At 28.2% G+C, this 24547-nt stretch carries 36 protein-coding genes and 1 pseudogene; 7 read left to right on the forward strand and 30 right to left on the reverse strand.

Features of this window, described 5'->3' with window-relative positions:
* Positions 1-376 precede the first annotated feature (376 nt).
* From I6H46_RS10630 to I6H46_RS10400, 6 genes are all read left to right on the forward strand, one after another.
* Entirely contained in the window at positions 377-613 is a 237-nt protein-coding gene (locus tag I6H46_RS10630) for a hypothetical protein (RefSeq protein WP_456151201.1), read from the forward strand.
* The gene (locus I6H46_RS10635) at positions 582-956 is read left to right on the forward strand and encodes a hypothetical protein (protein WP_456151200.1); all 375 of its coding nucleotides are present in this window, start codon (positions 582-584) and stop codon (positions 954-956) included. Before I6H46_RS10630 ends, I6H46_RS10635 begins: the two co-directional genes overlap by 32 nt.
* A 41-nt stretch (positions 957-997) precedes the next feature.
* Complete coding sequence (locus I6H46_RS10640; protein ID WP_456151202.1) at positions 998-1750, forward strand: UDP binding domain-containing protein; 753 nt, start codon at positions 998-1000, stop codon at positions 1748-1750.
* 8 nt (positions 1751-1758) lie between these two features.
* A complete protein-coding gene (locus tag I6H46_RS10390) occupies positions 1759-2259 on the forward strand; it encodes a GDP-mannose 4,6-dehydratase (RefSeq protein WP_325100611.1) in 501 nt (166 codons plus the stop codon).
* A gap of 46 nt (positions 2260-2305) precedes the next feature.
* Positions 2306-2515, forward strand: a complete 210-nt coding sequence (locus tag I6H46_RS10395; protein WP_325100612.1) for an NAD-dependent epimerase/dehydratase family protein — start codon at positions 2306-2308, stop codon at positions 2513-2515.
* A gap of 188 nt (positions 2516-2703) precedes the next feature.
* Positions 2704-2841: a hypothetical protein gene (locus I6H46_RS10400; RefSeq protein WP_234287391.1), complete on the forward strand. Its 138-nt coding sequence runs from the start codon at positions 2704-2706 to the stop codon at positions 2839-2841.
* 70 nt (positions 2842-2911) lie between these two features.
* Here I6H46_RS10400 and I6H46_RS02115 read toward each other — a convergent pair whose 3' ends face one another.
* From I6H46_RS02115 to I6H46_RS02220, 24 genes and pseudogenes are all read right to left on the reverse strand, one after another.
* A complete protein-coding gene (locus tag I6H46_RS02115; protein ID WP_200226049.1) occupies positions 2912-3274 on the reverse strand; it encodes a serine O-acetyltransferase in 363 nt (120 codons plus the stop codon).
* Positions 3275-3276: 2 nt separating this feature from the next.
* Entirely contained in the window at positions 3277-3450 is a 174-nt protein-coding gene (locus I6H46_RS02120; protein ID WP_200226051.1) for a hypothetical protein, read from the reverse strand.
* 151 nt (positions 3451-3601) lie between these two features.
* Complete coding sequence (locus I6H46_RS02125; protein ID WP_200226053.1) at positions 3602-4789, reverse strand: lipopolysaccharide biosynthesis protein; 1188 nt, start codon at positions 4787-4789, stop codon at positions 3602-3604.
* Between the two features lie 169 nt (positions 4790-4958).
* On the reverse strand, positions 4959-5411 hold the full coding sequence (locus I6H46_RS10215; RefSeq protein WP_200226054.1) for an ATP-grasp fold amidoligase family protein: 453 nt from the start codon (positions 5409-5411) through the stop codon (positions 4959-4961).
* Positions 5412-5463: 52 nt separating this feature from the next.
* Entirely contained in the window at positions 5464-5895 is a 432-nt protein-coding gene (locus tag I6H46_RS10220) for an ATP-grasp fold amidoligase family protein (RefSeq protein ID WP_200226056.1), read from the reverse strand.
* 34 nt (positions 5896-5929) lie between these two features.
* Positions 5930-6547 (reverse strand): glycosyltransferase, encoded by a 618-nt coding sequence (locus I6H46_RS02140; RefSeq protein ID WP_200226263.1) that lies wholly within the window; start codon positions 6545-6547, stop codon positions 5930-5932.
* Entirely contained in the window at positions 6520-6762 is a 243-nt protein-coding gene (locus I6H46_RS02145) for a hypothetical protein (RefSeq protein ID WP_200226058.1), read from the reverse strand. Before I6H46_RS02145 ends, I6H46_RS02140 begins: the two co-directional genes overlap by 28 nt.
* Positions 6763-6794: 32 nt before the next feature.
* Entirely contained in the window at positions 6795-7007 is a 213-nt protein-coding gene (locus I6H46_RS02150) for a hypothetical protein (RefSeq protein WP_200226061.1), read from the reverse strand.
* Between the two features lie 100 nt (positions 7008-7107).
* Complete coding sequence (locus I6H46_RS02155; RefSeq protein ID WP_200226063.1) at positions 7108-7305, reverse strand: hypothetical protein; 198 nt, start codon at positions 7303-7305, stop codon at positions 7108-7110.
* A gap of 143 nt (positions 7306-7448) precedes the next feature.
* Positions 7449-7649, reverse strand: coding sequence for an EpsG family protein (locus tag I6H46_RS10500; RefSeq protein ID WP_200226065.1), 201 nt, complete (start codon positions 7647-7649; stop codon positions 7449-7451).
* 34 nt (positions 7650-7683) lie between these two features.
* The gene (locus I6H46_RS10225; protein WP_200226067.1) at positions 7684-7947 is read right to left on the reverse strand and encodes an EpsG family protein; all 264 of its coding nucleotides are present in this window, start codon (positions 7945-7947) and stop codon (positions 7684-7686) included.
* A 325-nt stretch (positions 7948-8272) separates the two neighbouring features.
* A complete protein-coding gene (locus I6H46_RS02170; RefSeq protein WP_200226069.1) occupies positions 8273-8620 on the reverse strand; it encodes a glycosyltransferase in 348 nt (115 codons plus the stop codon).
* A gap of 17 nt (positions 8621-8637) precedes the next feature.
* Positions 8638-9279, reverse strand: a complete 642-nt coding sequence (locus tag I6H46_RS02175; RefSeq protein ID WP_200226072.1) for a glycosyltransferase — start codon at positions 9277-9279, stop codon at positions 8638-8640.
* 13 nt (positions 9280-9292) lie between these two features.
* A complete protein-coding gene (locus tag I6H46_RS02180) occupies positions 9293-9544 on the reverse strand; it encodes a glycosyltransferase (protein WP_234287392.1) in 252 nt (83 codons plus the stop codon).
* Positions 9529-9696, reverse strand: coding sequence for a hypothetical protein (locus I6H46_RS02185; RefSeq protein WP_200226074.1), 168 nt, complete (start codon positions 9694-9696; stop codon positions 9529-9531). Before I6H46_RS02185 ends, I6H46_RS02180 begins: the two co-directional genes overlap by 16 nt.
* Positions 9697-9796: 100 nt before the next feature.
* Positions 9797-10072, reverse strand: a complete 276-nt coding sequence (locus I6H46_RS02190; protein WP_200226076.1) for a hypothetical protein — start codon at positions 10070-10072, stop codon at positions 9797-9799.
* A gap of 361 nt (positions 10073-10433) precedes the next feature.
* Entirely contained in the window at positions 10434-10622 is a 189-nt protein-coding gene (locus tag I6H46_RS09655; protein WP_234287393.1) for a hypothetical protein, read from the reverse strand.
* Positions 10592-10744: a hypothetical protein gene (locus tag I6H46_RS09660; RefSeq protein WP_234287394.1), complete on the reverse strand. Its 153-nt coding sequence runs from the start codon at positions 10742-10744 to the stop codon at positions 10592-10594. Before I6H46_RS09660 ends, I6H46_RS09655 begins: the two co-directional genes overlap by 31 nt.
* Before the next feature lie 68 nt (positions 10745-10812).
* A complete protein-coding gene (locus tag I6H46_RS02195) occupies positions 10813-11631 on the reverse strand; it encodes an ATP-grasp domain-containing protein (protein ID WP_234287395.1) in 819 nt (272 codons plus the stop codon).
* 29 nt (positions 11632-11660) lie between these two features.
* Complete coding sequence (locus I6H46_RS02200; protein ID WP_004839480.1) at positions 11661-12305, reverse strand: sugar transferase; 645 nt, start codon at positions 12303-12305, stop codon at positions 11661-11663.
* Positions 12295-13305, reverse strand: coding sequence for an NAD-dependent epimerase/dehydratase family protein (locus I6H46_RS02205; protein ID WP_004839481.1), 1011 nt, complete (start codon positions 13303-13305; stop codon positions 12295-12297). The genes I6H46_RS02200 and I6H46_RS02205 overlap by 11 nt, the downstream gene beginning before the upstream one ends.
* A 31-nt stretch (positions 13306-13336) precedes the next feature.
* Entirely contained in the window at positions 13337-14554 is a 1218-nt protein-coding gene (locus I6H46_RS02210; RefSeq protein WP_234287396.1) for a DegT/DnrJ/EryC1/StrS family aminotransferase, read from the reverse strand.
* A pseudogene (locus tag I6H46_RS02215) lies at positions 14554-16514 on the reverse strand (polysaccharide biosynthesis protein). Before I6H46_RS02215 ends, I6H46_RS02210 begins: the two are co-directional and overlap by 1 nt.
* Positions 16515-16661: 147 nt before the next feature.
* Positions 16662-18005 (reverse strand): LCP family protein, encoded by a 1344-nt coding sequence (locus I6H46_RS02220; RefSeq protein ID WP_234287428.1) that lies wholly within the window; start codon positions 18003-18005, stop codon positions 16662-16664.
* A 355-nt stretch (positions 18006-18360) separates the two neighbouring features.
* On the opposite strand from I6H46_RS02220, the gene I6H46_RS02225 reads away from it, so the two are divergent.
* Positions 18361-19680 (forward strand): C1 family peptidase, encoded by a 1320-nt coding sequence (locus I6H46_RS02225; RefSeq protein WP_019118738.1) that lies wholly within the window; start codon positions 18361-18363, stop codon positions 19678-19680.
* 346 nt (positions 19681-20026) lie between these two features.
* On the opposite strand, the gene I6H46_RS02230 is transcribed toward I6H46_RS02225, so the two are convergent.
* Genes I6H46_RS02230 through tsaE form a run of 6 tightly spaced genes read right to left on the reverse strand, consistent with a single transcriptional unit; the run spans position 20027 to position 24314 of the window.
* The gene (locus I6H46_RS02230; protein WP_019118745.1) at positions 20027-21421 is read right to left on the reverse strand and encodes a S41 family peptidase; all 1395 of its coding nucleotides are present in this window, start codon (positions 21419-21421) and stop codon (positions 20027-20029) included.
* A complete protein-coding gene (locus I6H46_RS02235) occupies positions 21405-21752 on the reverse strand; it encodes a hypothetical protein (protein ID WP_019118746.1) in 348 nt (115 codons plus the stop codon). The genes I6H46_RS02230 and I6H46_RS02235 overlap by 17 nt, the downstream gene beginning before the upstream one ends.
* A 17-nt stretch (positions 21753-21769) precedes the next feature.
* Positions 21770-22780, reverse strand: a complete 1011-nt coding sequence (gene tsaD / locus I6H46_RS02240; protein ID WP_019118747.1) for a tRNA (adenosine(37)-N6)-threonylcarbamoyltransferase complex transferase subunit TsaD — start codon at positions 22778-22780, stop codon at positions 21770-21772.
* On the reverse strand, positions 22781-23218 hold the full coding sequence (rimI, locus tag I6H46_RS09665) for a ribosomal protein S18-alanine N-acetyltransferase (protein WP_019118748.1): 438 nt from the start codon (positions 23216-23218) through the stop codon (positions 22781-22783).
* Positions 23211-23879 (reverse strand): tRNA (adenosine(37)-N6)-threonylcarbamoyltransferase complex dimerization subunit type 1 TsaB, encoded by a 669-nt coding sequence (tsaB, locus tag I6H46_RS02245; RefSeq protein WP_019118749.1) that lies wholly within the window; start codon positions 23877-23879, stop codon positions 23211-23213. The genes rimI and tsaB overlap by 8 nt, the downstream gene beginning before the upstream one ends.
* 9 nt (positions 23880-23888) lie before the next feature.
* Entirely contained in the window at positions 23889-24314 is a 426-nt protein-coding gene (gene tsaE, locus I6H46_RS02250) for a tRNA (adenosine(37)-N6)-threonylcarbamoyltransferase complex ATPase subunit type 1 TsaE (protein WP_019118750.1), read from the reverse strand.
* Positions 24315-24547: the final 233 nt, after the last annotated feature.

Genomic DNA, 24547 nt, shown 5'->3' on the forward strand with positions numbered 1-24547 from the left:
TTCATCCAATTTCTCCTTTTAATCTAAAATATAATAATTTCAAGAATTTTAAATTCTAGCTATCTTATAGTTTATAATAATTTTAACTTAATATCAATACTTCCAGATTATTATATACTTAAATATAGAAACCAAATAAATTAACCCATAAATATTTGTTATTTAAAATTGCTTATAATCTTGTTTTCTATAAATTTATTTTATGATTGTTATTTATAATTGACTTATTCCCACGCTTTTGTTATTATTAATTAAAAGTTATAATAATGATTTGGAGAAAAAATGAAAAAACTATCAATAGAGAAATTGTCAAAAACCGTTTCTGATAAAAGAAAAGAAAAAATTTAACACAAAAAAATTAGAAGAAATAACTGGTATAAACAGGACTATGATTAGCAAATTAGAATCTCAAAACTATATTCCATCAATAGAACAGCTTGAGTCTTTATCAGATACTTTAGAATTTGAAATTACAGATTTATTTCAAGATGATAAAAACAAAGTAAACAAAAAATTTCTAATAAAAATACAATATAGCTGTTGCCGGCACGGGATATGTTGGTCTTTCTATTGCAACTTTGTTGTCTCAACACAACCATGTTACTGCTGTTGATATTATTAAAGAGAAAGTTGATTTAATTAATGAGAGGAAATCTCCTATCCAAGATGAATATATTGAAAAATATCTTGAGGAAAAAGACCTTGATTTGACTGCTACTCTTGATGGTGAGGCTGCTTATAGGAATGCTGATTTTGTTGTTATTGCTGCTCCTACTAATTATGATTCTAAGAAGAACTTTTTTGATTGTTCTGCTGTTGAATCTGTTATCGAATTGGTTTTGAAGGTTAATCCTTCAGCTACTATGATTATAAAATCAACTATTCCTGTAGGATACACTAAATCTGTTAGGGAAAAATATAATACTAAAAATATAATTTTAGTCCGGAATTTTTAAGAGAATCCAAAGCCTTATATGATAATCTTTATCCTTCAAGGATCATAGTTTCTTGTGATGATGAAAGTCGTGAAAAGGCTGAAATTTTTGCTCATCTTTTACAAGAGGGTGCAATTAAGGAAGATATTGATACTTTGTTTATGGGCTTTACTGAGGCTGAGGCTGTAAAACTTTTCGCTAATACTTATCTTGCTCTTAGGGTTTCTTATTTTAATGAGCTTGATACTTATGCTGAAAGCAAAGATTTAAATACCGAAGAAATTATTAATGGTGTTTGTCTTGATCCAAGAATTGGTTCTCATTACAACAACCCTTCTTTTGGTTATGGTGGCTACTGTCTTCCAAAAGATACCAAACAATTATTAGCAAATTTTGATAAGGTTCCTCAAAATATGATTTCTGCTATTGTTGATTCTAATAGGACTAGAAAAGATTTTATTGCTGATCAAGTTTTGGGAAAAGCTGGTGCCTATGTTTCAAATAGCAAATGGGATCCAGAAAAAGAAAGTGAAAAAGTTATTGGTGTATATAGACTTACTATGAAATCAAATTCTGATAATTTCCGCCAATCATCGATCCAAGGTGTTATGAAAAGAATTAAGGCAAAGGGAGCAAAGGTAGTTATATATGAACCAACTCTTAAAAACGGAGAAACTTTTTACGGTTCAGAAGTAGTAAATAACTTAAAGAAATTTAAAAAAATGAGTCAAGCAATTATTGCAAACAGATATGATTCTTGTCTTGATGATGTAATTGATAAAGTTTATACTAGAGATATTTTTAAAAGAGATTAAGGTAAAAAATGAATAATATAGATTTAAAAAATAAAACAGTTTTTGTTACAGGTTCTGCAGGTTTTATCGGATCAAACCTTGTACTTGAATTATTAAAAACTCAATCACCAATAAATATTATTGGGATTGATAATATGAATGATTATTATGATGTGAATATTAAAAAATGGAGACTTGAAGAAATTGAAAAATGTCTAAAAGAAAATCCAAATTCTTCTTACAAATTTTATCAAGAAGATATTTCAAATAAAGAGATTATTGATAAAATATTTGAAGAGCACAAACCAGATGTAGTTGTAAATTTGGGTGCTCAAGCTGGAGTAAGATATTCAATTTCAAATCCAGATGCTTACATTTCTTCAAATATGATTGGATTTTATAATATTTTGGAAGCTTGTCGTCATTCTTATGACAATGGTTCAAAAGGAGTTGAACATCTTGTCTATGCTTCTTCATCATCAGTTTATGGTTCAAACAAAAAGTTCCATATAGCACTGATGATAAGGTAGACAATCCTGTATCCTTATATGCTGCAACAAAAAATCTAATGAACTTATGGCTCATGCCTATAGTAAACTATATAATATCCCATCAACTGGCTTAAGATTTTTTACAGTTTATGGACCAGCAGGAAGACCTGATATGGCATATTTTGGTTTTACAAACAAACTTTTAAATGACCAAACAATAGAAATATTTAATTACGGAAATTGTAAAAGAGACTTTACCTATATTGATGACATTGTTGAAGGTGTAAAAGAGTAATACAAAAAGCACCAGAAAGAAAAAACGGGGAAGATGGACTGCCAATTCCACCATACAAAGTTTACAATATTGGAAACAACAACCCAGAAAATTTATTAGATTTTGTAACAATACTCCAAGAAGAATTAATAAGGGCAAAAGTATTACCAGAAGATTACGATTTCGAATCCCATAAAAAATTAGTCCCAATGCAAGCAGGAGATGTCCCAATAACCTACGCCGACACCAAACCATTAGAAAAAGATTTTGGCTTCAAACCAGACACTAGCCTAAGAGATGGTATCAGAAAATTTGCTGAATGGTATAAAGAATTTTATAAGATATAAATTTCTTTGAAAAAAAGCTAATTATATAGTAATTTAAATTATTATATAATTAGCTTTTTATTTTTGAAATTTATTTACAAGTATCATTATATTTATTATTAATATAATCTTTAGTTGCATTTTCTTTTGGGATAATTTTCCCAGGATTTCCTATTACTATAGAGTGGTCTGGTACGTCAAAATTTACAAATGAGTTTGCAGAAATTAATACATCATTACCTATACGAACATTCCCAACTATTGTCGAATTTATTCCAATCCATACTTCATTACCTATTGAAGGAGTTCCTTTTTTCTTTCCTCTATTTTCTTGTCCTATTGTAACTCCTTTATGTATATTACAATTTTCACCAATAATAGATTCAGGATTTATTGTAATCGCAAAAGGATGTCCTATATATAAACCCTTACCAATCTTAGAATTAACAGACAATTCTACAAAATTTTCTTTCTATTTAAAACAAATAAAACTTTATAGAAAATTTTTAATAGATGATTATTTGAATCTTGATATTTTCTAAACCATTTTTGAAATTTAGGAATTTTTTTATAATCTCCACCATATCTACATAAATCTGCCTTTAATTTACTTTTACAATTTTCACGCATTATTATTCCCTTAACTAATATCTTTTTAATTTTTTTAATATAACAGTAATATATTTCTTATAAAATATTGCATTAATTATTCCCATAAACACTAGAGAAATAATACTAACTTTTATTGAATATAAAATCCAAGAAATCCATGTAATCTCATTTATAGTGGAAAATTTAGCAATAATAACAAAAATAAAACAGTAATTCCATCAACCAATAATTGTTTTATGAAATATTTTATAGGCCAACGTATTAAATTTTTAGAATCATATATTGCCATCCATATTGTTTGATAAAACATAGCCAATAGCGTTCCTATCGCAACACCAGCTAAGCCTAAAATATTTACAAATAAAATTGATATTACAATATTTATTATAGCTGCAATTATATAATTATTTTGCGTTTGTTTGTAGTGACCGCCAGCTAAAATCAATATATTATATGGTAGACGTAAACAGTGACCTGCATTTGCTGCTACTATTAAAACTGCAAATAATGGTTGAATATAATTTGCATCATGTATTCCTGATGTATAAACTTCTACAAATGGAATTATTAAAATAGCTGTAACTCCAAAAATAAAAGTTGTTCCAGTATGAATACTCCATTCAACCCAACCAAAAAATTTTCTTAATCTATCAATTTCTTCTCTAGCTAAAAGCTCACCCATCAATGATTGAATTCCATTTGTCATTGACATAAGAAGTTTTTTTACTCCCATAACAACCATATTATATACAGAATAAACCGAAACAATTTCAAGTCCCATAAATACTGTAAGTACAATATTATCAGTACCATCTAATACAACCGCTGAAATGTGTTGAGCTATTCCATTCCATTTTTGTTTTATTGGTTCCTCATCGTATTTTATATTCCAATTTATTTTATAATTTTTCTTTACATAAAGCGAAAGAATTAGTGGTCTGGCTAAATATATTAATGATGTAGTTAGTTTTACTATGTGAATTGATGCTCCTAATTTTATTAGAATAAAGCAAGCTATAGTATTTAATATTAATGTTATTGTTTGAATATTGTAAGAAAAATATCCCCTTTGGTTTGCTGTTATAAGTAAACTATTGACAATTCCAAAATAGTATTGAGCAAAAGAGCTTATACTTATGACTAGAATCATTATAGCAGTATACAAAAATCCAAAATTTGTTTTTGCTATTAACGGATAAATCCCCATCAAAATCACAACGTAAACCAAAAGTATTGTAGCAAGTCTTGAGAAAAACTTCTGACCAGAAACCATAACTCTGCTTATTTGATTATAATCATTTTCCGCTAAAGGCTTATATAATGATGATTGAATTACAGCTCCAACTCCAAGTTCCAAGAATGATATAATCGCTAAAATTGCATTATTGAATTTATTAAACCGTTGACTTCAGAACCGTATGATTTTAATATAAGTCTAGGAACAATAAAGCCACATACAATTGTAGTTAACTGAAATATTAGCGATGAACTTGTGTTAAGAGCTAATAGCTTTTTTCTATTCATTATTAGTCTCCGTTGCTTAGCATTTTTTTCGGTAATTTTATCCAACTACCTAATTTATAATCCCATTCAAGAGGCTCAATTTTATCAAAACCTCCACCATCAAAAAATGTCAACTCCCCAAAATAAATTTTATTATTGCTTATATATAAATCTACTCTTACCTCTGGCATTCCTTCAGATAAAATCTCCGCAATTTTAATCATTTCTTGAAATTTTTGTGGCTTTTGAGGTTTATTTAAAGCATTAGGCATTCCAAATCTTAAGTCTACCCATTCAAAATTCATATCAAAAAAATCTCCAGTTGTTTCTTTATCAGAATTTCTATCTTGATAAATTCCAACAATCTTAGGCTTTCCATCAAAGCAATAAAATTTATAATCTCTTAAATTTTTTCCCGTTTCATCTGTCATATATTTTTCGCAAATTATTTTTCTTGAAACATTTTGTAAGGCCATTCTCTCCCATTAAGATAATAATTCTGAGCTAACCCACTTTTTAATTCATTTTTTACTTTTTTATGTCAATTTTACTTTTATCTGTACATATACACATTCCTAGACCAGAGTTGTGATTACACTTTAGAACAAATTTATTTGGCAAAGAATCAAAATCAATTTCTTCTGGATCATCCCATACTCCTAATAAAGGAATTAAATAGTCCTCTCCGATTTTTTCAGATATATATTCTCTAACTTTATATTTATCTACTAATTTTGTATATAATGGATTCCTATCATATAGTTTTAACCATTGTAATTTTTCGTTAAAAGATTTTGGATTTTCTAAATTTAAAGGATAATCCATAGTAGCTTTAAACATTTTTTCTATAAACTTTTTATCGTCCATATTATTATACAAGCCAAGTTTTGAATTTACTCTCAATCTATATTCTTGATTTGATATATATTTATTAGCCTTTTTAATAATATTATTTACCATTTTATCATAATTGTATTTTTGTACAATTTCCTTTCTAATTATTTATCACTTGTTCAAAATACTCTTGCCATTGTTTAAATATATTATTTGGCTTAAATATTTCAGATTTTTCTTTTGCATTTTTCCTTATTTCATTCGAAAATTCATTATCTTCTAATAATAAAAGAATATTTTTTGCTAACTCTTTTTCATTATTTACAGGAACCAAAATTCCATCTACTCCATGATTTATAATAGCCTTAGGACCACCACACGGACAATCCGTAGATATGCATGGAACACCAGCTGCCATAGCTTCTAGAAGAGTATTAGGCATCCCCTCATAATCTGAAGATAAGATAAACATCTTTGCTTTTGATAAAACCTTTGGAATATTATCCGTTAAACCCATAAGTAATATTCTATCTTCAAGTCCTTTTTTATTTATCTCATTTTTTAATTTTTCTTTCAGTTCTCCATCTCCATAGATCAATAATTTCTCATCTGGATATTTTTCATTTACTTTTGCAAATGCATTAATTAACATCATTTGATTTTTTTGATGACTTAGTCTTCCTATTGAAACTATATATTTGGGATCATATATATTTACATCAAAAAATTTCTCATCAACTTGATTGAATATTATTTTAGATTTACCCTGTAATTTGATCGGGAAATATTTTTAGCATCTTCAGTTTGGAAAACACATCCATCAGCTTTAGGAAGTATATATTTTGATATTAATTTCCCCGTAATTCCTGGATACTCTTTGCTTGGATCATTTCTAATAGAGATTATATTTTTAACATCTAATTTTCTAGAAGCAAGCAAAGCCCTTACAACTGGCTCTCTCATAAATGAAACAACTAAGTCAGGTTTCTTCATGCAAATTATCTTTTTTAATTGTCTAATAATATTTATATTTTTAAAAATCTTATTTTTTGAAGATTTTTATAGTCTTCTAAGCAAATTCTTTTTACATTTGAATTTGTCTTATATTCTTTTTCAACTTTATAAGAAGTTACTAAAATAATTGTATTATTTTCATCTGCAAATTGATTTGCTAAATTTGTTACAACTCTCTCAGCTCCACCTTTTCCTAATGTATTTATATAAAATAAAATTTTCATTAATATCTCCTATTAAAATATAATTAAGTTAGAAATGATTCAAAAGGTACTATTTGACAACCATCAGTTACTAATCCATATATATATAATGCTGAAAATATTAATGCAAAAATAAATATATAAATTTCCTATACTTAGATTCATAAGTAATATTAGGTATTGAAAGAGTATATATTAGTTCAAAATATCTTGTAACTCTCGCAAATAACGAAAAACTTATTGCACCAATTTGAAGATATATCGCTCCAAATGATCCTTCATAATCTTTAACTTCGTTATTTAATTTTTTACGATTCATTATTATTCTTAAAATAAAAGATATTATAATATAAAAAAATAGTAATTTATATCCCTGACCAGAAACCGATGTATTAGAGTAATCATTCGAATAGAATTTATACAGATGCGGGATTATATACATAGCACCTAAAATAGATAACATTAGAAACAAATTTTTTTAATCAATAACACTCTGCTATCATTCCCCTTAATAATTAGATAAGATAATAAGAAAAATATAGCCGTTTTATGAAACGTAACAGCAAGTAATATTAATAAAAGACTAACTAATTTTTTGTTTTTCTTAATAAAATCAAAACTTAAAAGCAAATAGAGCACGCTATAGCTTGCCTTAAAATGCATAAATTAGTTCCTAAAAATCCAAGACCTAAATATACTAAAAAACTAAGTGAAAAGCATTTGGATCTTTTATATATAATGTAAGAAAAATTCCATAACTAATTATAAATACAATATTTTCAAATATTCTAAAATTACTTGTAAATAATCTAATAAATTTATTTAAAAGAACGTAGCCAATATCATATTTAAAATTAAATATAAAAAAACTAATGCTTTTACTTGGATAAAACTTCAAAAAATAATATCTATAGTTATCTACATCAACGCCTAAATGTTGATTTCTCATAAGCCCAATCATAAGTATAGATATAAAACATAAGAAAAAACTAATTTTTCCCGTATTCAATTTGTATTTTGAAATTTTTAAAGACGAAAATGATGCCTCTAAAAACACATTTAGTAGTATAAAAGCTAATAAAAATATATAAATTGTCAAAAAATTCCCTTTCTTAAACTAATTCGTTATCAAAACCTATATAGATGATTGACTCGCTTAAAACAAAATTTAAAGCAGCACATCTATTAATTTAACTAAGAAGCTAAATTCTTGTAAAATTCTAATAACCATCTAGTTGTATCTCTTATATCAAAACCTTTTGATCTAACAATTTCCGACGCTTCTTTTAGTCTATTTTTTTCATATTTAATATATAATTTACCCATACACCTTCTCCTTGATTTATAGGCAAATATTTAAGATTTGGTAATAATTTTACTTCCTCTGTTACAGATTCTGATAAAATACATGGTAAACCTGAAGCCTCAGCTTCCACAACAGCAACTGGTAATCCTTCCCAAAATGACGGGAAGAGAAAGACATCTACCGCTTGTAGAATGTTATCAACATCTTCTCTTGAACCCATCATATATACTTTCCCTTTCAAGTTCAAATCTTTAATTTTTGTATTTATTTCTTCTTTCAACTCTCCATCTCCAATAATTAATAAAATAGATTTTGAGTTTTTTTCCAAAATTCCTTTAAAAACTTTTAATAAAAAATATGATTTTTAGGACTAGATAACCTCCCAACATGAGCAAATACCAAATTATTTTCAATATTTAAAGCATTTCTATATTTAGTTCTTATTTTTTCATTATATTTATATTTATTAACGTCAATAGAATTTTTTACTAAAAAATAATTATCTTCTTTTATTTTTTCCGTTCCATATAACCATTTTCCTGAAGATTCAGAACATGCAAACAAATAATCAGCCTGTTTCACTAAAGGTTTTTGTAGTATATTTTTAATAATAGCCTTAAATCCTTTTCCATTTGAAGTACTATGGCTATGTATAATTGTTTTTAAATGATATTTTTTAGCTATAGGAAAAAACACACTTGCATAACTCCTAATGTGGGAATGAATAATTCTATATTCTGGATGAGCGTCAAAAAAACTTTTCCAAGTATTTCTATAACTTAAAATATTATATACTTTAAACTTAGGGAACACGTATATTTTCCCACCCATACTCTCTATTTCTTCTCTATAATCATTTTGCGAATCACTATGAATAATAAAATCAAATTGAACTTCACTTTTGTCTATATATCTATAAAAATTCATTACCATAGTTTCAGCTCCGCCTCTGTTTAATCCACCTAATACATGTAATACTCTTATCATTGTTCTCCTTAAGTTATTTAAGTCTATTTATTATATTCTCATTAATTTTAAAAACATCAAAATTATCTTCAGCAAACTTTCTAGACTCTTGTGCCATATTTTCTGTTTCTTTAGGATGTTCAATCATCCAAATCATTTTTTCTGCTAAAGCTTTAATGTCTTTCTTCTCAACAACAAAACCATTTACACCATTTTTTACGGTTTCTTTGCATCCTGGTGTATTAAACGTTATAACAGGTCTGCCACTTGCTAAAGCCTGTAACACTGATCTTGGAACACCTTCTGGATAATATGAAGGATATATAAAAATCTAGATTTTGCCATCCATTTTGACACATCTCTTGTTTCTCCATGATAAATTACAGTATTTTCATCTTCAGCTTTTTTTAAAATGTCATTTAAACTTGATTTTTCCACTGCATTATCTAATGGTCCAACAACATCAAAAACAGCTGTCGGATATTTTTTTTCACGATTTTTGCAGCATAAATATATTCCTTAAGCCCCTTAGATTCTGTTATTCTTGATAAAAATAAGAATGAATTTCATTTACAAGATCTAATTTTTTAAATTTTTCTAGATTAACACCAGAGCCACCCGTCAAAAAAACCTTAGATGTATTTTTAACTAAACCTTTATCTATAAATTCTTTTCTATCATCATTATTCTGAAAGCATATAAAATCCGCTAATCTATATGATAATTTAAGCATAGGAAGTGATATTGCTCTGACTAAATCCCATTTTAGACCTTTTAATATAAAAAGATTACCTCTTCCATTGACAACACACATTATTTTTTTACTCCGGCTATTTTGGCTCCTAGAATCATTGATATGTGGTTTTTTATACCGTATATAATAACGTAATCTATATTCTCTTTTTTCAATTTATTTTTATATTCAATAATGATTTTAATTCTATAAAAGGATTTGTATTATTTCTATTAGCATCTATAAATATTAATTTAGCATTGAGTTCGTTATAACATTTGTTAATTATTCCATCATTAATTAGCCCTAGATATACGTCATAACCTTTTTATTTAAATTATCTACTAATTCTTCCCTATCAAATCCTTTAGAGCTAAATCCATTACACATTATTGCAACTTTCATTATTAAAACTCCATTTAAATATTATAAACTTTAAATCCTAATAAAGATCTATTTTTATAAGACTTAAAGCCTTAATAACAGTTGAAATAGCTCCTTTACAATCATCTGCCTGTCCAATGACAAATCCTACTCTATCTGAACTACTTTTAATACCATTAATAATATGATCTTTACCGTGAATTATTGATATTTGAATTATTCCAGGCAATTTACTTGCTTCTTCCACCCTCTTATAGACTTAATTCTCCCATGACTTTGATCGAAATATCTTATTGCTGATGCTTTATCGTATTTTATTCTTATATCTGGTTTTTCTCCCAAAGCAATTTTTATGCAACTTTCAACCATATCAACCCCTGTAGACAAAGGAGTTAAATGTGTTGTTATGTTATCTCCCCCAAGCCTTGCTCCAATTTCTACAATTTTGGACCATTTTGAGTGATTTTGATTTCTGTATGTGAAGGACCACTTATTATACCTATAGCTTTGTTTGCAGCAATTGTTATTTCTTTTATTTTATCTTTTATACTATCTGGTAGCTGGCTAGGTTGAGAGTGTCCCATTTCTACAAAATATGGAGCACCCGTTGTTATTTTGTCAGTAATTTGAATTATATTACATTTCCCATCTACACTGATTGTCTCTACACTTACTTCTGGTCCTTCCATAAATTCTTCAACCATTACAATCTTATTTCTAGAATTATTTTTACTATAATTATAAGCTATATTTATAGTTTTCTCGTTAAAATCAGGTAGTAATACAATACCTCGACTCCCAGAATTATCAGCTGGTTTTAAAATACATTTGTAACCTTTATCCTTAATTTTATTAACCGCTTTTATACATTTATCTAGACTATCAACTTTATAAAATAAAGGCACGGGCACGCCAAAGCTTTTTAAAGATTCACGCATTTTTGATTTGTTTGTTGCTTTTATAGCCGTATCTAAATCAACACCAACTAACCCTAATTTCTTTGAAACTTTTGCAACAGTCATTATTGGCATATCACTAGCAAGAGTCATTATCGCATCTATATTATGTTTTTTTGCAGCACTCATTACAGATTCAATATCTATAGTACTAATAATTTCTTTTTTTACATCTGGTATTTTAAATCCAAGTGCATTTGAATCTATATCAACCGCAATGACTTCAAGCCCCATATCTATAGCTTTTTCTATAGCAGGAACTTGTAAAATACTTGCGCCTAATATCATTATTTTTTTCATTTATATATGTACTCCAATAATTTATTATTTTAAACAAAAGTATCTTTGCTTTCCTCATAATTTCTATTTATATTCTTACGCATAATTATTGTATTTATTGTCATAAATATTATCTTCAAGTCAAAAAAAAGTGATAAGTGTTTCACGTAATAAACATCATTTTCCAATTTTTCTTTTGTTAAAACAGAATTTCTGTTAATAGCCTGATTATAACCAGTTATACCTGGGCGCACCGTAAGAATAATTTTCTCTTCGTCCGTATATTTATCTAAGTACATTGGTGTATCAGGTCTTGGACCAATAAAACTCATATCTCCTTTTAAAACATTTATGATTTGTGGAAGTTCATCAATACTTGTTTTTCTTGCAAATTTACCAAATTTTGTCACTCTAGGATCATCATCTCCATTAAATGTCGAACCATCTTCTAACCTTATATCTGGAGCATTTTCTTTCATAGAACGCAACTTATACATCTTAAATGGGATTCCAAAAAGTCCAGTTCTCTCCGCTTTATAAAATAAGGGTCCACCATCTTCAATTTTTATAAATATATATGAAATTATAACAATTAAGATAACTGGTATCATCAATATTAAAGATAGCAAAATATCAAAGGTTCTTTTTGTAACCCTAAAAACTAAGCTCCCTGATAATTTAGTTTTACTTGACATATTTAAAAAGCTCCTGATATTTATTATTGTCTAAATCCTTCTTATAATCTTGCATCATCAATTTAAAATCAGAATATTTAGGAACATATCCAAAATCATTCTTAGCCTTTTCCATTGAAAACATATAAGATTTAGTATTATTATTTATTTCTGGTTTATAAGTTATTTTAGATTTTCTTTCTGGACTTGGAGCCCAGATTTCTGCTATTATTTCTGCTTGTTCTTGTAGAGTAACCCCACGACCTGATGTCATATTATAAAGTCCTCTAGTTTTATCACTTTTTACAGCAAGATAAAATGCATGTGCAACATCTTTTACATAAGCTATATCTCTACTTAAATTTTTGTCTCCAAAAATACAAATATCTTTTCCTTTTTTTGCGTTATCAATAAAAATTTTAAGTCCAGATTTTTTTAATTTCCCATTTATATAAAGAGAATCATGAGGTCCAACACCATACACTGGCGGAAATCTAAACCAGGCATTTTTCATTCCATGTTGTTCATTATAGTATTTCATTGTATCATTTGCTGCATTCTTAGAAAAAATATATACTGCATGATCTCCTTCATATATGAAATCACGTGGTTCTTCTTCTGTTATTGCTTTTTTTCCCCAAGCACCCCTTACATCAGCGTAAGAACAAGTTGATATAACTCTATTTATATTATTTTTTCTACAATATTCAAGAACGTTTATAGTTCCTATAGTATTTACTTCAAAATAATCTGCTGCATTTTCTTCATTCTCTAAATCTACATTAGAGTTTGCTGGCAACAATCCACTTAGAAGAATCACTCCATCAACATTTTCTTTAGGAAGTAAATCAAAATCTTTTTTATTTACCAAATCTAGGTTTATATAATCTACACCTAGTTTATCATAATGCTCTTTAAATTTATTATTTCTTCCTGTTACAATTATTTCACAACCTTGTTTTAAAAATTCTTCGACTGTATAAACACCTATAAAACTTGATGCTCCTATTATAATATACATTATTAAACCTCTCTTTTAAATCATTTATAATTTATAAACTACTATTTTCAATAACATATCTATAATTTTCAATTATATAATCAACTTCCTCATCAGTAAGTTTTGTGTGAAGAGGTAGGGTTATTTCATTTTCGAAATGGTTATAAGCATTTGGATAGTCTTTTATATCAAATCCTAGATTTTTGTAGGCTGTTAATAATGGAAGTGGTTTATAATGAACGTTACATGCTATTCCTTTTTCTGCCATTTCTTCTATTATTTTATTTCTTTGTTCTGTATCTATTCCTGGAACTTGTGTTATATAAAGATGTCCTGATGATTTGTGATTTTGGTCAAAGTGGTTTAGACTTTTTATTCCTAACGGTCTAAAGGCTTTGTCGTATTTTTCTATTATTTCTTTTCTTATTTTTAAAAGTGTTGGATACCTTTTTACTTGGGCAAGTCCTATTCCTGCTAATACATCTGTCATATTGCATTTGTACCAAGGGCCTACTATATCATATTCCCATGATCCAAGCTTTGTTTTGCTTAGGGCATCTTTTGATTGACCATGAAGGGATAATAATTGATATTTTTTGTAGAGTTTTTCGTTGTCTATTCCTTCTTTGTCTTTCCATGTTGCATATCCACCTTCTGCTGTTGTGAAATTTTTTACTGCATGGAAGGAAAAATTTGAAAAATCTGCTACTGATCCTACTTTTTTTTCTTTATACTCTGCTCCCAAAGCATGAGCTGCATCTGCCATTACTATTATTCTGTTGTAGGCTTTTTGAATTTCGTTGTTTGCCTTAAATAAATTTTTCTTTTCTTCTACAATTTCAAATATTTTATCATAATCGCAAGGCACTCCGGCCAAATCTATAGGGATTATTACTTTTGTTTTTTCGTTTATGGCCTCTTTTAATTTTTCGTAGTCCATTTCTAAATTTTCTTCTTGGGTATCTACTAAAACTAATTTTGCTCCAACATGTTCTACTACTGAAGCTGTTGCGGTATATGTGTAGGCACTTGTTATTACTTCATCGCCTTTTCCAATTCCTAAAACTCTAAGGGTCATTTCTGCCGCTGCTGTTTGAGAATTTAAACAAACTCCTATATTTGTTCCTGTAAATTCTAGCAAATCTTTTTCTAATTTTTTTGTTTTTGGTCCTGTTGTTATCCAACCAGATTTTAAAGCATCTATTACTTCATTAATTTCTTCTTCGCTAATGTCTGGTGGAGAGAATGGTATGTTCATTTTTTTTGTCATTATTTATTACCCTTTCCTATAAACGTACTTATTAAATTATTTATCGTAACAACTATGTCTAATTCATCTATATTTTCTTGGTTTATTACTTTGTCTAGTTTTTGGAAAAATTCTTCTCTTGAAAATTCTAATGGTCTTCCTACGGATATTCCTTCGACTTTTGTATCTGATAGGAGCTCTTCATCCATTAGTCTTTCTTCGTATAGTTTTTCTCCTGGCCTTAGGCCTGTGTATACTATTGGCATATCTATATCTGGTTTATAGCCTGATAGTTTTATTAATTGTCTTGCCAAGTAATCTATTTTTACTGGCTCTCCCATATCTAGTACGAATATTTCTCCGCCTTGTGCCATTGAGCCTGCTTGTAATACTAATTTTACTGCTTCTTTTATGGTCATAAAGTAGCGGATTATTTCTGGATGGGTTACTGTTACTGGCCCACCTGATGCTATTTGTTCTTTGAATAATGGGATTACTGATCCGTTTGAACCTAGGACATTTCCAAATCTTACTGCTACGAATTCTGTTTTTGGTGTTTTTCCTTGTAGGTAATCTTTTGGATTTATTGTAACTATTCTATCTCCATCGTTGATTGTTACTTTTGCTAGTTTTTCGTATTCTTTGTTTTGTCTTATGTCATTTATTCCTTGGATTATTTTCTCACAAACTCTTTTTGTTGCTCCCATTACTGATGTTGGGTTTACTGCTTTATCGGTTGAGATTAGGACAAATCTTTTTGCATCATATATTAATGAAAGAAGAGCTACTATGTAGGTTCCTCTTACGTTATTTTTTATTGCTTCTACTGGACTTGTTTCCATTAATGGTACGTGTTTATGAGCTGCTGCGTGAAAAATTATTTCTGGTTTGTAGGTTTCGAATACTTTTTTTACTCTTGCATAGTCTCTTACTGATCCTATTAGGGTGATGAATTTTAAATCTTTATTATTTCTTTTTAATTCTTGTTCAATTTCGTAGGCATTGTTTTCGTATATATCTAATATTATCAAAAGTTTTGGTCCGTATTGAGCGATTTGTCTACAAAGCTCTGATCCAATTGAACCTCCACCGCCTGTTACCAAGACTACTTTATCATTTAGGTAATCAAATGTTTCATTTGAAAATATTTTTACTGGATCACGTCCTAATAAATCTTCTATTTGGACATCTTTCATTCCAGACATTGATATGCTTCCTGAAACTAATTGGTAAATTCCTGGTAGGACTTTTACCTCACAATTTGTTTCATTGCATATTTGTAGGATTTCTCTTTTTTGATTTTCTTGGGCTGATGGTAGGGCTACTAGTATTAGATCTATATCTTCTTTGTTTACAAGCTCTTTTATTGAATCTCTACCACCATAAATTATTGTCCCGTCTATATATTGACCTTTTTTTTCTGGATTATCGTCAATAAATGCAACTACTTTTATGCTTGTATTTTCTTGTCTGTTTGATTTGTTTATATCTTCTTTTATTGTCTGTCCAGCTGATCCTGCTCCTATTATTATTGCTTTTTTAAATTCTGGATTTTTGTCTAATAGATTATATTTTCCTTGTATAAACATTTTGTTGGCAAATCTTATTCCTACTGTAAAAGTATATTGAATCAAAAATCCATATACGAAATATGACAATGGCATCCTTTGAAACAGAATTGAAATACCAAAAATATGAACTAATAATGATAAAGCTACTGCTTGAGTTATTTTTATTAATTCAGTATATGATGCATATTCCAAAATTATTCTATATAGCTTGAAAGCTGAATATATAGCAATTGTTATAACTGTATTTATAAGAGCATAGTTTTCAAAAGCTTTTAAATATATCCTTGGTATTTGAATTAAACTTCCATCAAACCTTAAAAATAAAGCTAAAAAATATGCTAAGTTAATGATTATAATATCAAAAACTAAGAGTATATATGTTTTTTATTTATTATTTTTTTAGTATCCATTTTCATTCCTTTTATAGCTCTTCTTTTTTTACTTTTTAAATTTTCTTTATTTATATAAATACTCATAGGGTAAGACATCTCCGCTTACAATTTTTACTAAGAAAAAGATCTCAAGCACTGTATACCTTACCCTTTTAATTAAAATATTTATTTATCTGTTTTATTATTTTTCAAAATCCCATCATGAACTTGGTCAATAGATTCTTCATCCGCTCTCATCATGTATAAATTACTTCCTGGCATTAGGTATGATGGTAGACCTGGTTCGCTTGTTCCTGTTACTGCTTGACTTTTTATTTTCCAGTCCTTTGCGTCATCTATTTGACCATTTACTAATTCTATCATTTTATCATAAGGCATATTTGTATTTACTGAATCAAGTGCAACTTCTGCTATCGAATTGAAATTCAAAAGTGTTTCAGTTGATAATAATTTTTTTATTATACCTGTCATTACTCTCACTTGATTTTTTCCTCTATCAAAATCGCCTTCTGCAAGGTGGTATCTTTCTCTTGAATATGCCAAAGCCATATCTCCATCCATGTGAATTGTACCTTGTGGGAAATATTTGCCACCATTGGTTTCAAAAGCAACAGGATTTTCGACATCTACTCCACCCAATAAATCTATAAGTTGTATAAGAGTTGTGAAATTTACTTTTGCATAATAGTCTATATTTATATCAAGGAAATTTTCCAAAGTTTTTATAGATGTGTCTACTCCAAATAAGCCTGCGTGAGTTAATTTATCATTTGCATAATCTCCCATTCCAGCTATATTTACATAGGTATCCCTTGGAATTGTTGTTATTAAAATTTTTCCTTTTTTAGGATTTACACTTACTATTAAATTCACGTCAGATCTTGATACAGTTGCAAGATCTCCATAAGTGTCTATTCCTGAAATATATACATTAAAACTTTGATCTTTTTCAACTTCATTGTTTTGATTTAATTTTTGATCTCCCTTAACAGAATAAGATTTTAAAACTCTAGTTTTTTGGCTAAATCCTTCAATATTATCATCTAACATTTCCCTGAAGCCTTCATTTAATAAAACAGCTTGAACATTTCCATTAATTAAGCTGTTACCTAAAGTTAAATAATCTCCCAAGTCTTCAACATTTAAATCATCGCCATTTTCTTTTTTGAATTTTTCTAAAGCTTGTTTAACATTTTCTTTGTCCACTTGCTTAGCTATGGCAACTTGATTTTCATTCAAATCATCCAATGTTTCAATTGGAGATTCTTTCAAAACAACAAAAGACATTTTTGTTTTATTTACTTCTTTTTTTTGATTGATTTTTTGAACAGTTTGTATTGAAGTACTTGCGTAAGAAATAAATAAGCCTTCCACTGCACTTACAAACAAAAGTACAATTATAAAAAAGGCTTTAATTGGCTTGCCAGCCTTTTTTCTTTTGAAAATCAACAAAGAAAATCCAAAAATAAGTAAGAATATAAGTCCCAAAACTATAAACCTATATTTCACTGGCAAAATGCTATATTTATTTAAAAAATAAAAAAATATTATGTACACAATAGTTGATAAAAAAATCGAAATTTTAGATATTAAGTTTTTAAACATATCGTCGGAAAATTCTCCTTACATTTAAAATTTGTAATTATTCTCAAACAATGATATAACAACTTGTAGCATTTGTCAATAATAAAGCACTTCAAACATTTAAATTTTGCGATTTTCATAACTTTTAAAATTGATTTTTAAAAGTTCTTTTATAATTTTCAAATTAACAAATAAAACTTCTTACTATTATTATAAAAACAAGTTATTATCGTTTTTTGCTTTGTTGAAAGTATAATATTTCCAAAGAAAGAGGTGACCTATGATATTAGATGAAAAAACATTTAAAGAATTAGAGAAAAATTATGAAAAAGATCCTAAAAATAAAGTTATTGAAAATGCCATTTCAAATATGGGGATAATGGAGGCTTCTTTAAATAAAAATATTATCAACAAACATGATTTTATTTTTTCTAACGAAGTTGAAACTAAAGATGTTACTAATCAAAGAAAAACTGGCAGATGTTGGATGTTTGCAGGTCTTAATATGATTAGAATGCATATTGCCAAAAAACTTAATATGGAAAAATTTGAGCTTTCTGAGTCTTTTCTTTATTTTTATGACAATATGGAAAAAGCAAATTTGTTTTTGCAAAGAGTTATTGATACAAAAGACTTGGATATTAAAGATAGAAAAGTTGAAGATGTTTTTTATTCAACTCCAGAAGACGGGGGATATTTTGAATTTTTCTATTATTTGATAAAAAAATATGGAATTGTTCCAAAGACAAATATGGGCGAACTTTTCCATACAGAGGAATCTTCTTTTATGTTTTATACTTTGGAAAATGCCCTCAAAAAAATCGCTATGGATATTAGAGCGACGGATGACGAAAAAGAAATTGAAATTTTAAGAAAAAAAGGTCTATCCTATGCCTACAATATTTTTGTAAAATCCATTGGAAAACCTGTTGAAAATTTTGATTTTAAATACTATGACAAGGACAACAATTACAAAATCGAAAAAGATATGACGCCAAAGAATTTTTTTGATAAGTACGTTGGGGATTTTTTTGATGGAAAAATAAAATTATTAAACGATCCAAGACATCCTTACAATAGGATTTTGGTTGATAAGAACGCAAAAAATGCAATAGATTTGCCAGATCTTGTTGGAATTAATGTTGACATGGATACAATGAGTAAATCTGCTCAAAAATCTATAAAAAATAACGAAACAATGTGGTTTGCTTGCGATGTTGACATAGATAAAGACAGAGAAAGCGGAGTTATGGATGAAAATTTATTTAATTTTGACCAAACTTTTACCAATTTTGAAAAAATGACAAAAGCTCAAAGAATTGATTCTAGATATTCTTCAGCTTGCCACGCTATGAATCTTACAGGATTTGACAAAAAAGATAAAGACGTGAAATTTTGGAAAATTGAAAATTCATGGGGAGAAGATAATGGACACGATGGATATTTTTCTATGACTGACAAATGGTTTAGGGAAAATACTTTCGAGTTAATAGTCGACAAAAAATATTTAACCAAAAAAGTTTTGTCTGCCTTTGATAAGGAAAAAATCTATTATGATGAGTTTGACCCGATGTATAAAATGCTAAAAAATATAAAATAAAATCTTTGAAAAAAATTTATAAAGCTGGGCTTAATATAAATAAAAAACCCAGCCTAGGCTGGGAAAATAAAGAAGAACGTTATACGGTATAAAATAAATAAGTCCGGGATTAAACAAAGTTCAACTTTATAAAATTTACAAAAGTAGTATTACTTCTTGTAAAAAATTATACCCCAGCAAATCGAAAAAGCAAGCGGAAACGATTTTTTGATAAATTAAAATTATCTTTTGATTATGTTCAAATTTTTAAATTTAATTTATTTTGAGAAATTTTAGTTTTTAATTAAATAAAAAGTGGCTTTTGCAAAACTATGATTATAAATAATTTTGCATCAGCCACTTTTATTTATTCCTCAATTTTTTCCAATTTTTTTATTGTATCTATTGATTCGTTTAGGCTTTCTGTGTTTATGTCTGGGTTTGTTTTTTCTTCTTCGTTTATCATGCCGTCTGGGGCGTAGCCTAGGGTGTTTGTGTAGGTGAAAACTAAGCCGGAATTTGGGCATACGTCATTTATTAAGCCAAGTGTTACTCCATCTCCCCCTGTTTTTTTCCCTACTAATTTTGCAATTTTTGCGTTTTTACAAAAATTTGCCATTCCTTCGGCTGCTGAATATACTCCTTCGTCAACTAATAAATACAAATCTCCTTTAAATTTATTTTTTTTCATTGGAGTGATTTCTATTTTGTCTTTGCTATAATATGAAAAATCTTTTAAATCTTCTTTGTGTTCAAGATCCATTTTTTCTATATTTACATTTGAAATATCTTCAAAGCCAAGCTCTTCGCTTTCTAATAATAGCTTTGTTCTCATTCCATCTTTAAAAAACATGTGGTTGTTTACGGAAATTTTTTTGTCTATGAGTCTTGGCAAAAGATATTCTTGCCAATATTCTATATTTCCACCGGAATTTTCTCTGATGTCTATTATTATGGTTTTTAAATCTTGATTTTCTTCTAAAAATTTGTCTAATTTTTTCATATCTTCTGAAAGTTCATATTCTGCTAGCATTTCTTTTATTTTTATTAGTCCCAAACTTGGTGCTAGCATTTTTACTTCCATATTTTCGCCGGAATTTTCTGTGTATAGGGTTCTTCTCCTGATTTTTTTCCTATCAGCCTTATTTGATTGGACTCCATCAACTCCGTATCTATCTCTTACGCTTTCTTTGTTCAGTGTTAAAAATTCGTAATACATTGACGGATCTGTCCAAAAATGTGAATAGTATTCTAAGGTTTCTTCTACGTAATCTTTTTGTGCAATTGTTGCGTGGTCATTGTGCAAATCTTCCATTATTTTTTGCATAGTGTTTGTAAATTCTTGGTCGTTTTTGCAAAATTTTATTTCGCTTAAATATTTTGAATAATTTGCCAAAAAGTCAACTCCGTATTGCCTTTTCAAAACTCCAAAAAATGGATAATTATCTCTAATTTCATTAAAAAGATAATTGAAATCTTCTACCATTTCTTCTTGGCTTAATTCTTTTTTTTCTACCTTATCTTCAAAAACTAATTTGCATGGCCCATCTAATTTTTTATACCATGCCATATAGGCTTCTATTGATTTAAATTCATCAATTTTATCTGGATTTATTTCTATTATTTTCTTCTCTTTTGGCTTTTTTTCTGAAATCAAACTATCTTTTCTTTTTTCTAGATAGTTTATTCTCCTTTGAGCGCATGATGAAAATAAAATAATAATCGCCAAAAATAAAATGCTTATCTTACTTTTTTTCTTCATCAAGTCCTCCATTTATAACCCAATCTCTTTTTTTTATTTCGTATAAAAAGGGAAGAATGCCTATTGGATTTATTAATGAAAAAGCCATTATCATCAAAAGTTTAAAGTAAAGTCCTTTTTTTTCATTTCTCAAAATTGAGCCTGTGCTTTTGTTGTTGGTTTTTATTAAATATATTCCTCTTAAAAGCAAAAATATTCCACCAGCAATTTCAAAACCTTCTTTATAATATATGCCAAAAGCGAAAACGCAAATTGCAGACAAAAAGTAAAGAAAGTATGCTATTTTATTTTTTGTATTGTATTTTTTTAATTTTGTAATTTCTCTACTCATAAGTCTATTATATCAAATTAAAGTCCTAAATTCGGATACACTTTCAAATAATTATCAGACCTTGCTCCAGCTTTGTAATTTAAATATCCTGCCATAGCAATCATTGCCGCATTATCTGTGCACAAAATTATATCTGGATAATAAAATTCGACTCCCCTTTTTTCACATTCTTCTTTTAGTCTTTCTTTTAATCTAGAATTTGCAGCAACTCCTCCTGATACTGCAAATGTATTTAATCCTGTTTCATCTATCAATCGCATAGATTTTTCTACCAAAACATCTACAACGGCTTCTTGAAAACTTGCTGCCAAGTCTGCCTTGTTTATTTCTAAATTTTTTTGCTTTTGGTGGTTCATATAATTTAAAACTGAAGTTTTTAAACCTGAAAATGAAAAATCGTAAGAATCTTTTTCTAGCATAATTCTTGGAAAATCTATGGCATCCTTTCTTCCTTCTTTGGAAAGTTTATCAATTTTTGGTCCACCTGGATAGCCAAGTCCGATTGACCTTGCAATTTTATCGTAAGATTCGCCAGCAGCATCATCTCTTGTTGTTCCAATTATTTCATAATCTGTATAATCGTTTACTTTTACAAGATAAGTATGACCTCCACTTACAACCAAAGAAATAAATGGTGGCTCTAGGTCTTTATTTGACAAATAATTTGCACAAATATGTCCTTGCATGTGATTTGTTCCAATCATTGGAATATTTGCTGACAAAGAAAGAGCTTTTGCCGCAGAAATTCCTACCAAAAGTGAGCCAATAAGTCCAGGACCTTTGGTAACAGAAATTAAATCAATATCGCTATAAGATAAATTTGTATCCAAAAGCGCCTTTTCAATCAAAGGATTGATTGCCTCAAGGTGTTTTCTTGATGCGATTTCTGGCACAACTCCTCCAAATATTTTATGTATATCAATTTGTGATGATATTAAATTAATCAAAACTTCCCTGTCGTTTTTCAAAATAGCAACTGAAGAATCGTCACAGGAAGTTTCAATTCCCATTGTATAAAAATCTTTCATCTAATCCAATTCCTTTAACATTATATAAGCATCTTCGTGAACTCTGGCATAATAATTTTCCCTAAGTCTAATTTTTTCAAAACCAAATTTTTGGTAAAGATTTATAGCTGGAAAATTTTTTGTAGAAACTTCTAGCCAAATTTTTGAAACTTTTAAACTCTTTGCAAAATTTATCATGTGTTCAAGCATAAATGAACCGATATTTTGCCCGCGATACAATTCATCAACTGCTATTGTATAAATTTCAATTTCATCCAAAATTTTTGAAATTATATAAAATCCTAGAGTTTCTCCATTTTTTTCATATACAAAACACTCTTTGTGCTTATTTTTTTCAATATCATTTATAAGATCTTTTTTAGGCATGGGTCTATAAAAAGCACTAGATTCGATTTTATAAACCTTATCCGTATCTCCTACAGTCATTGTCCTAATCATTTTTCTTTTCTCTATCCCTTTCCGCTTGCGATTTTCTCAAATAATTTGGCACAAGCTTATAAAGATCATAGTCCTCATCTTTTTTCAAAAGAGCAAGCTTACACAAATTTTTTCCAATACAAGAATTATAAGAAAAATCCAAAATTCTTGCCCTAGCAAATTTGTCCTTATATTTTTCACCAACTTCCGAAACCAAATCAAAATCTACATTTTTTTCATTACAAAGTTTCGAAAAATCATCTATATTATATAAATCTTCCTTAACAATTTCATTCATATTTTCATCATACATTGCCCCATAAACTCTTTTTCCCCTTGCATCAAGCATAGAAGCCTTAAAAGAATTCGAAGAAGAATTTAAGGCAAGAGCCTTCAAAGTTGAAACTGGAATTAATTTTTTATTTCCAACTTGGGCAAAAGTCTTTGCAATTGTCATTCCAATTCTTAAACCCGTAAAAGATCCAGGACCTTGGCTAATTGCAAAAATATCAATATCAGAAAGCTTTAGTCCCAAAAGATTTAATAAAGTTTCAATCATTGGCACAAGCGATTCCGAATGAGTTTTTTCTTGATTTACATTAAAATCCCCAATGATCTTTTCATCTTCTACAACAGTTACAGTAGAAATCATAGTTGATGTATCAATTCCTAAAACTCTCATTAAAATCTCCTAATCTAAAAATTTCACGCTAATTTCCCTAGCGTTTTCATCAATTTTTTCTATATTAACTTCAATCATATCATCTGGAAGATATCCTTCTGCCTTGTTAGCCCATTCCAAAAATGTTACAGCATCTTCTGGGTAAAAATAATTTTCAAAATCTATATCTAAAATTTCATCAGGACTTTCAAACCTGTAAAGGTCTAGATGATAAATCGGAAAATCTTCCCCTTGCTTTTCTCCATTATAAATATTTACAAGAGCAAAAGTTGGAGAAGAAGTATTAGAAATCCCAAAATATTTGCAAACAAAAGAAGTAAAAGTAGTTTTGCCACTACCCATTTCTCCAATTAAATTTACAACTTGGCCCTTTTTCAATTTTTTAGAAAAATCAAAAGCAAAATCTTCCATTTCCTTTAAAGAATTAATTCTCATAAAAACTCCTTCTAATCTATTATACTACAAAAGTTTAATTTGAAGCTTTTTGTAAGATATATTATAGTCTAAAATAAAAAAATTCCAATGATTTTTAAGGTAAAAATAAAATTCTATCTATCTCCAAAAATAATAATAGAGATCTCTTTTATTAAATTTATAAAGTAATAAATTTCAGCTTTCAGAAAAAACAAAAAACAGACCACAAAGTCTGTTTTTAAAATTTAAAATAA

Origin of the sequence: Anaerococcus obesiensis (genome assembly GCF_016599815.1) — a bacterium.
GTDB classification, from domain to species: domain Bacteria; phylum Bacillota; class Clostridia; order Tissierellales; family Peptoniphilaceae; genus Anaerococcus; species Anaerococcus vaginalis.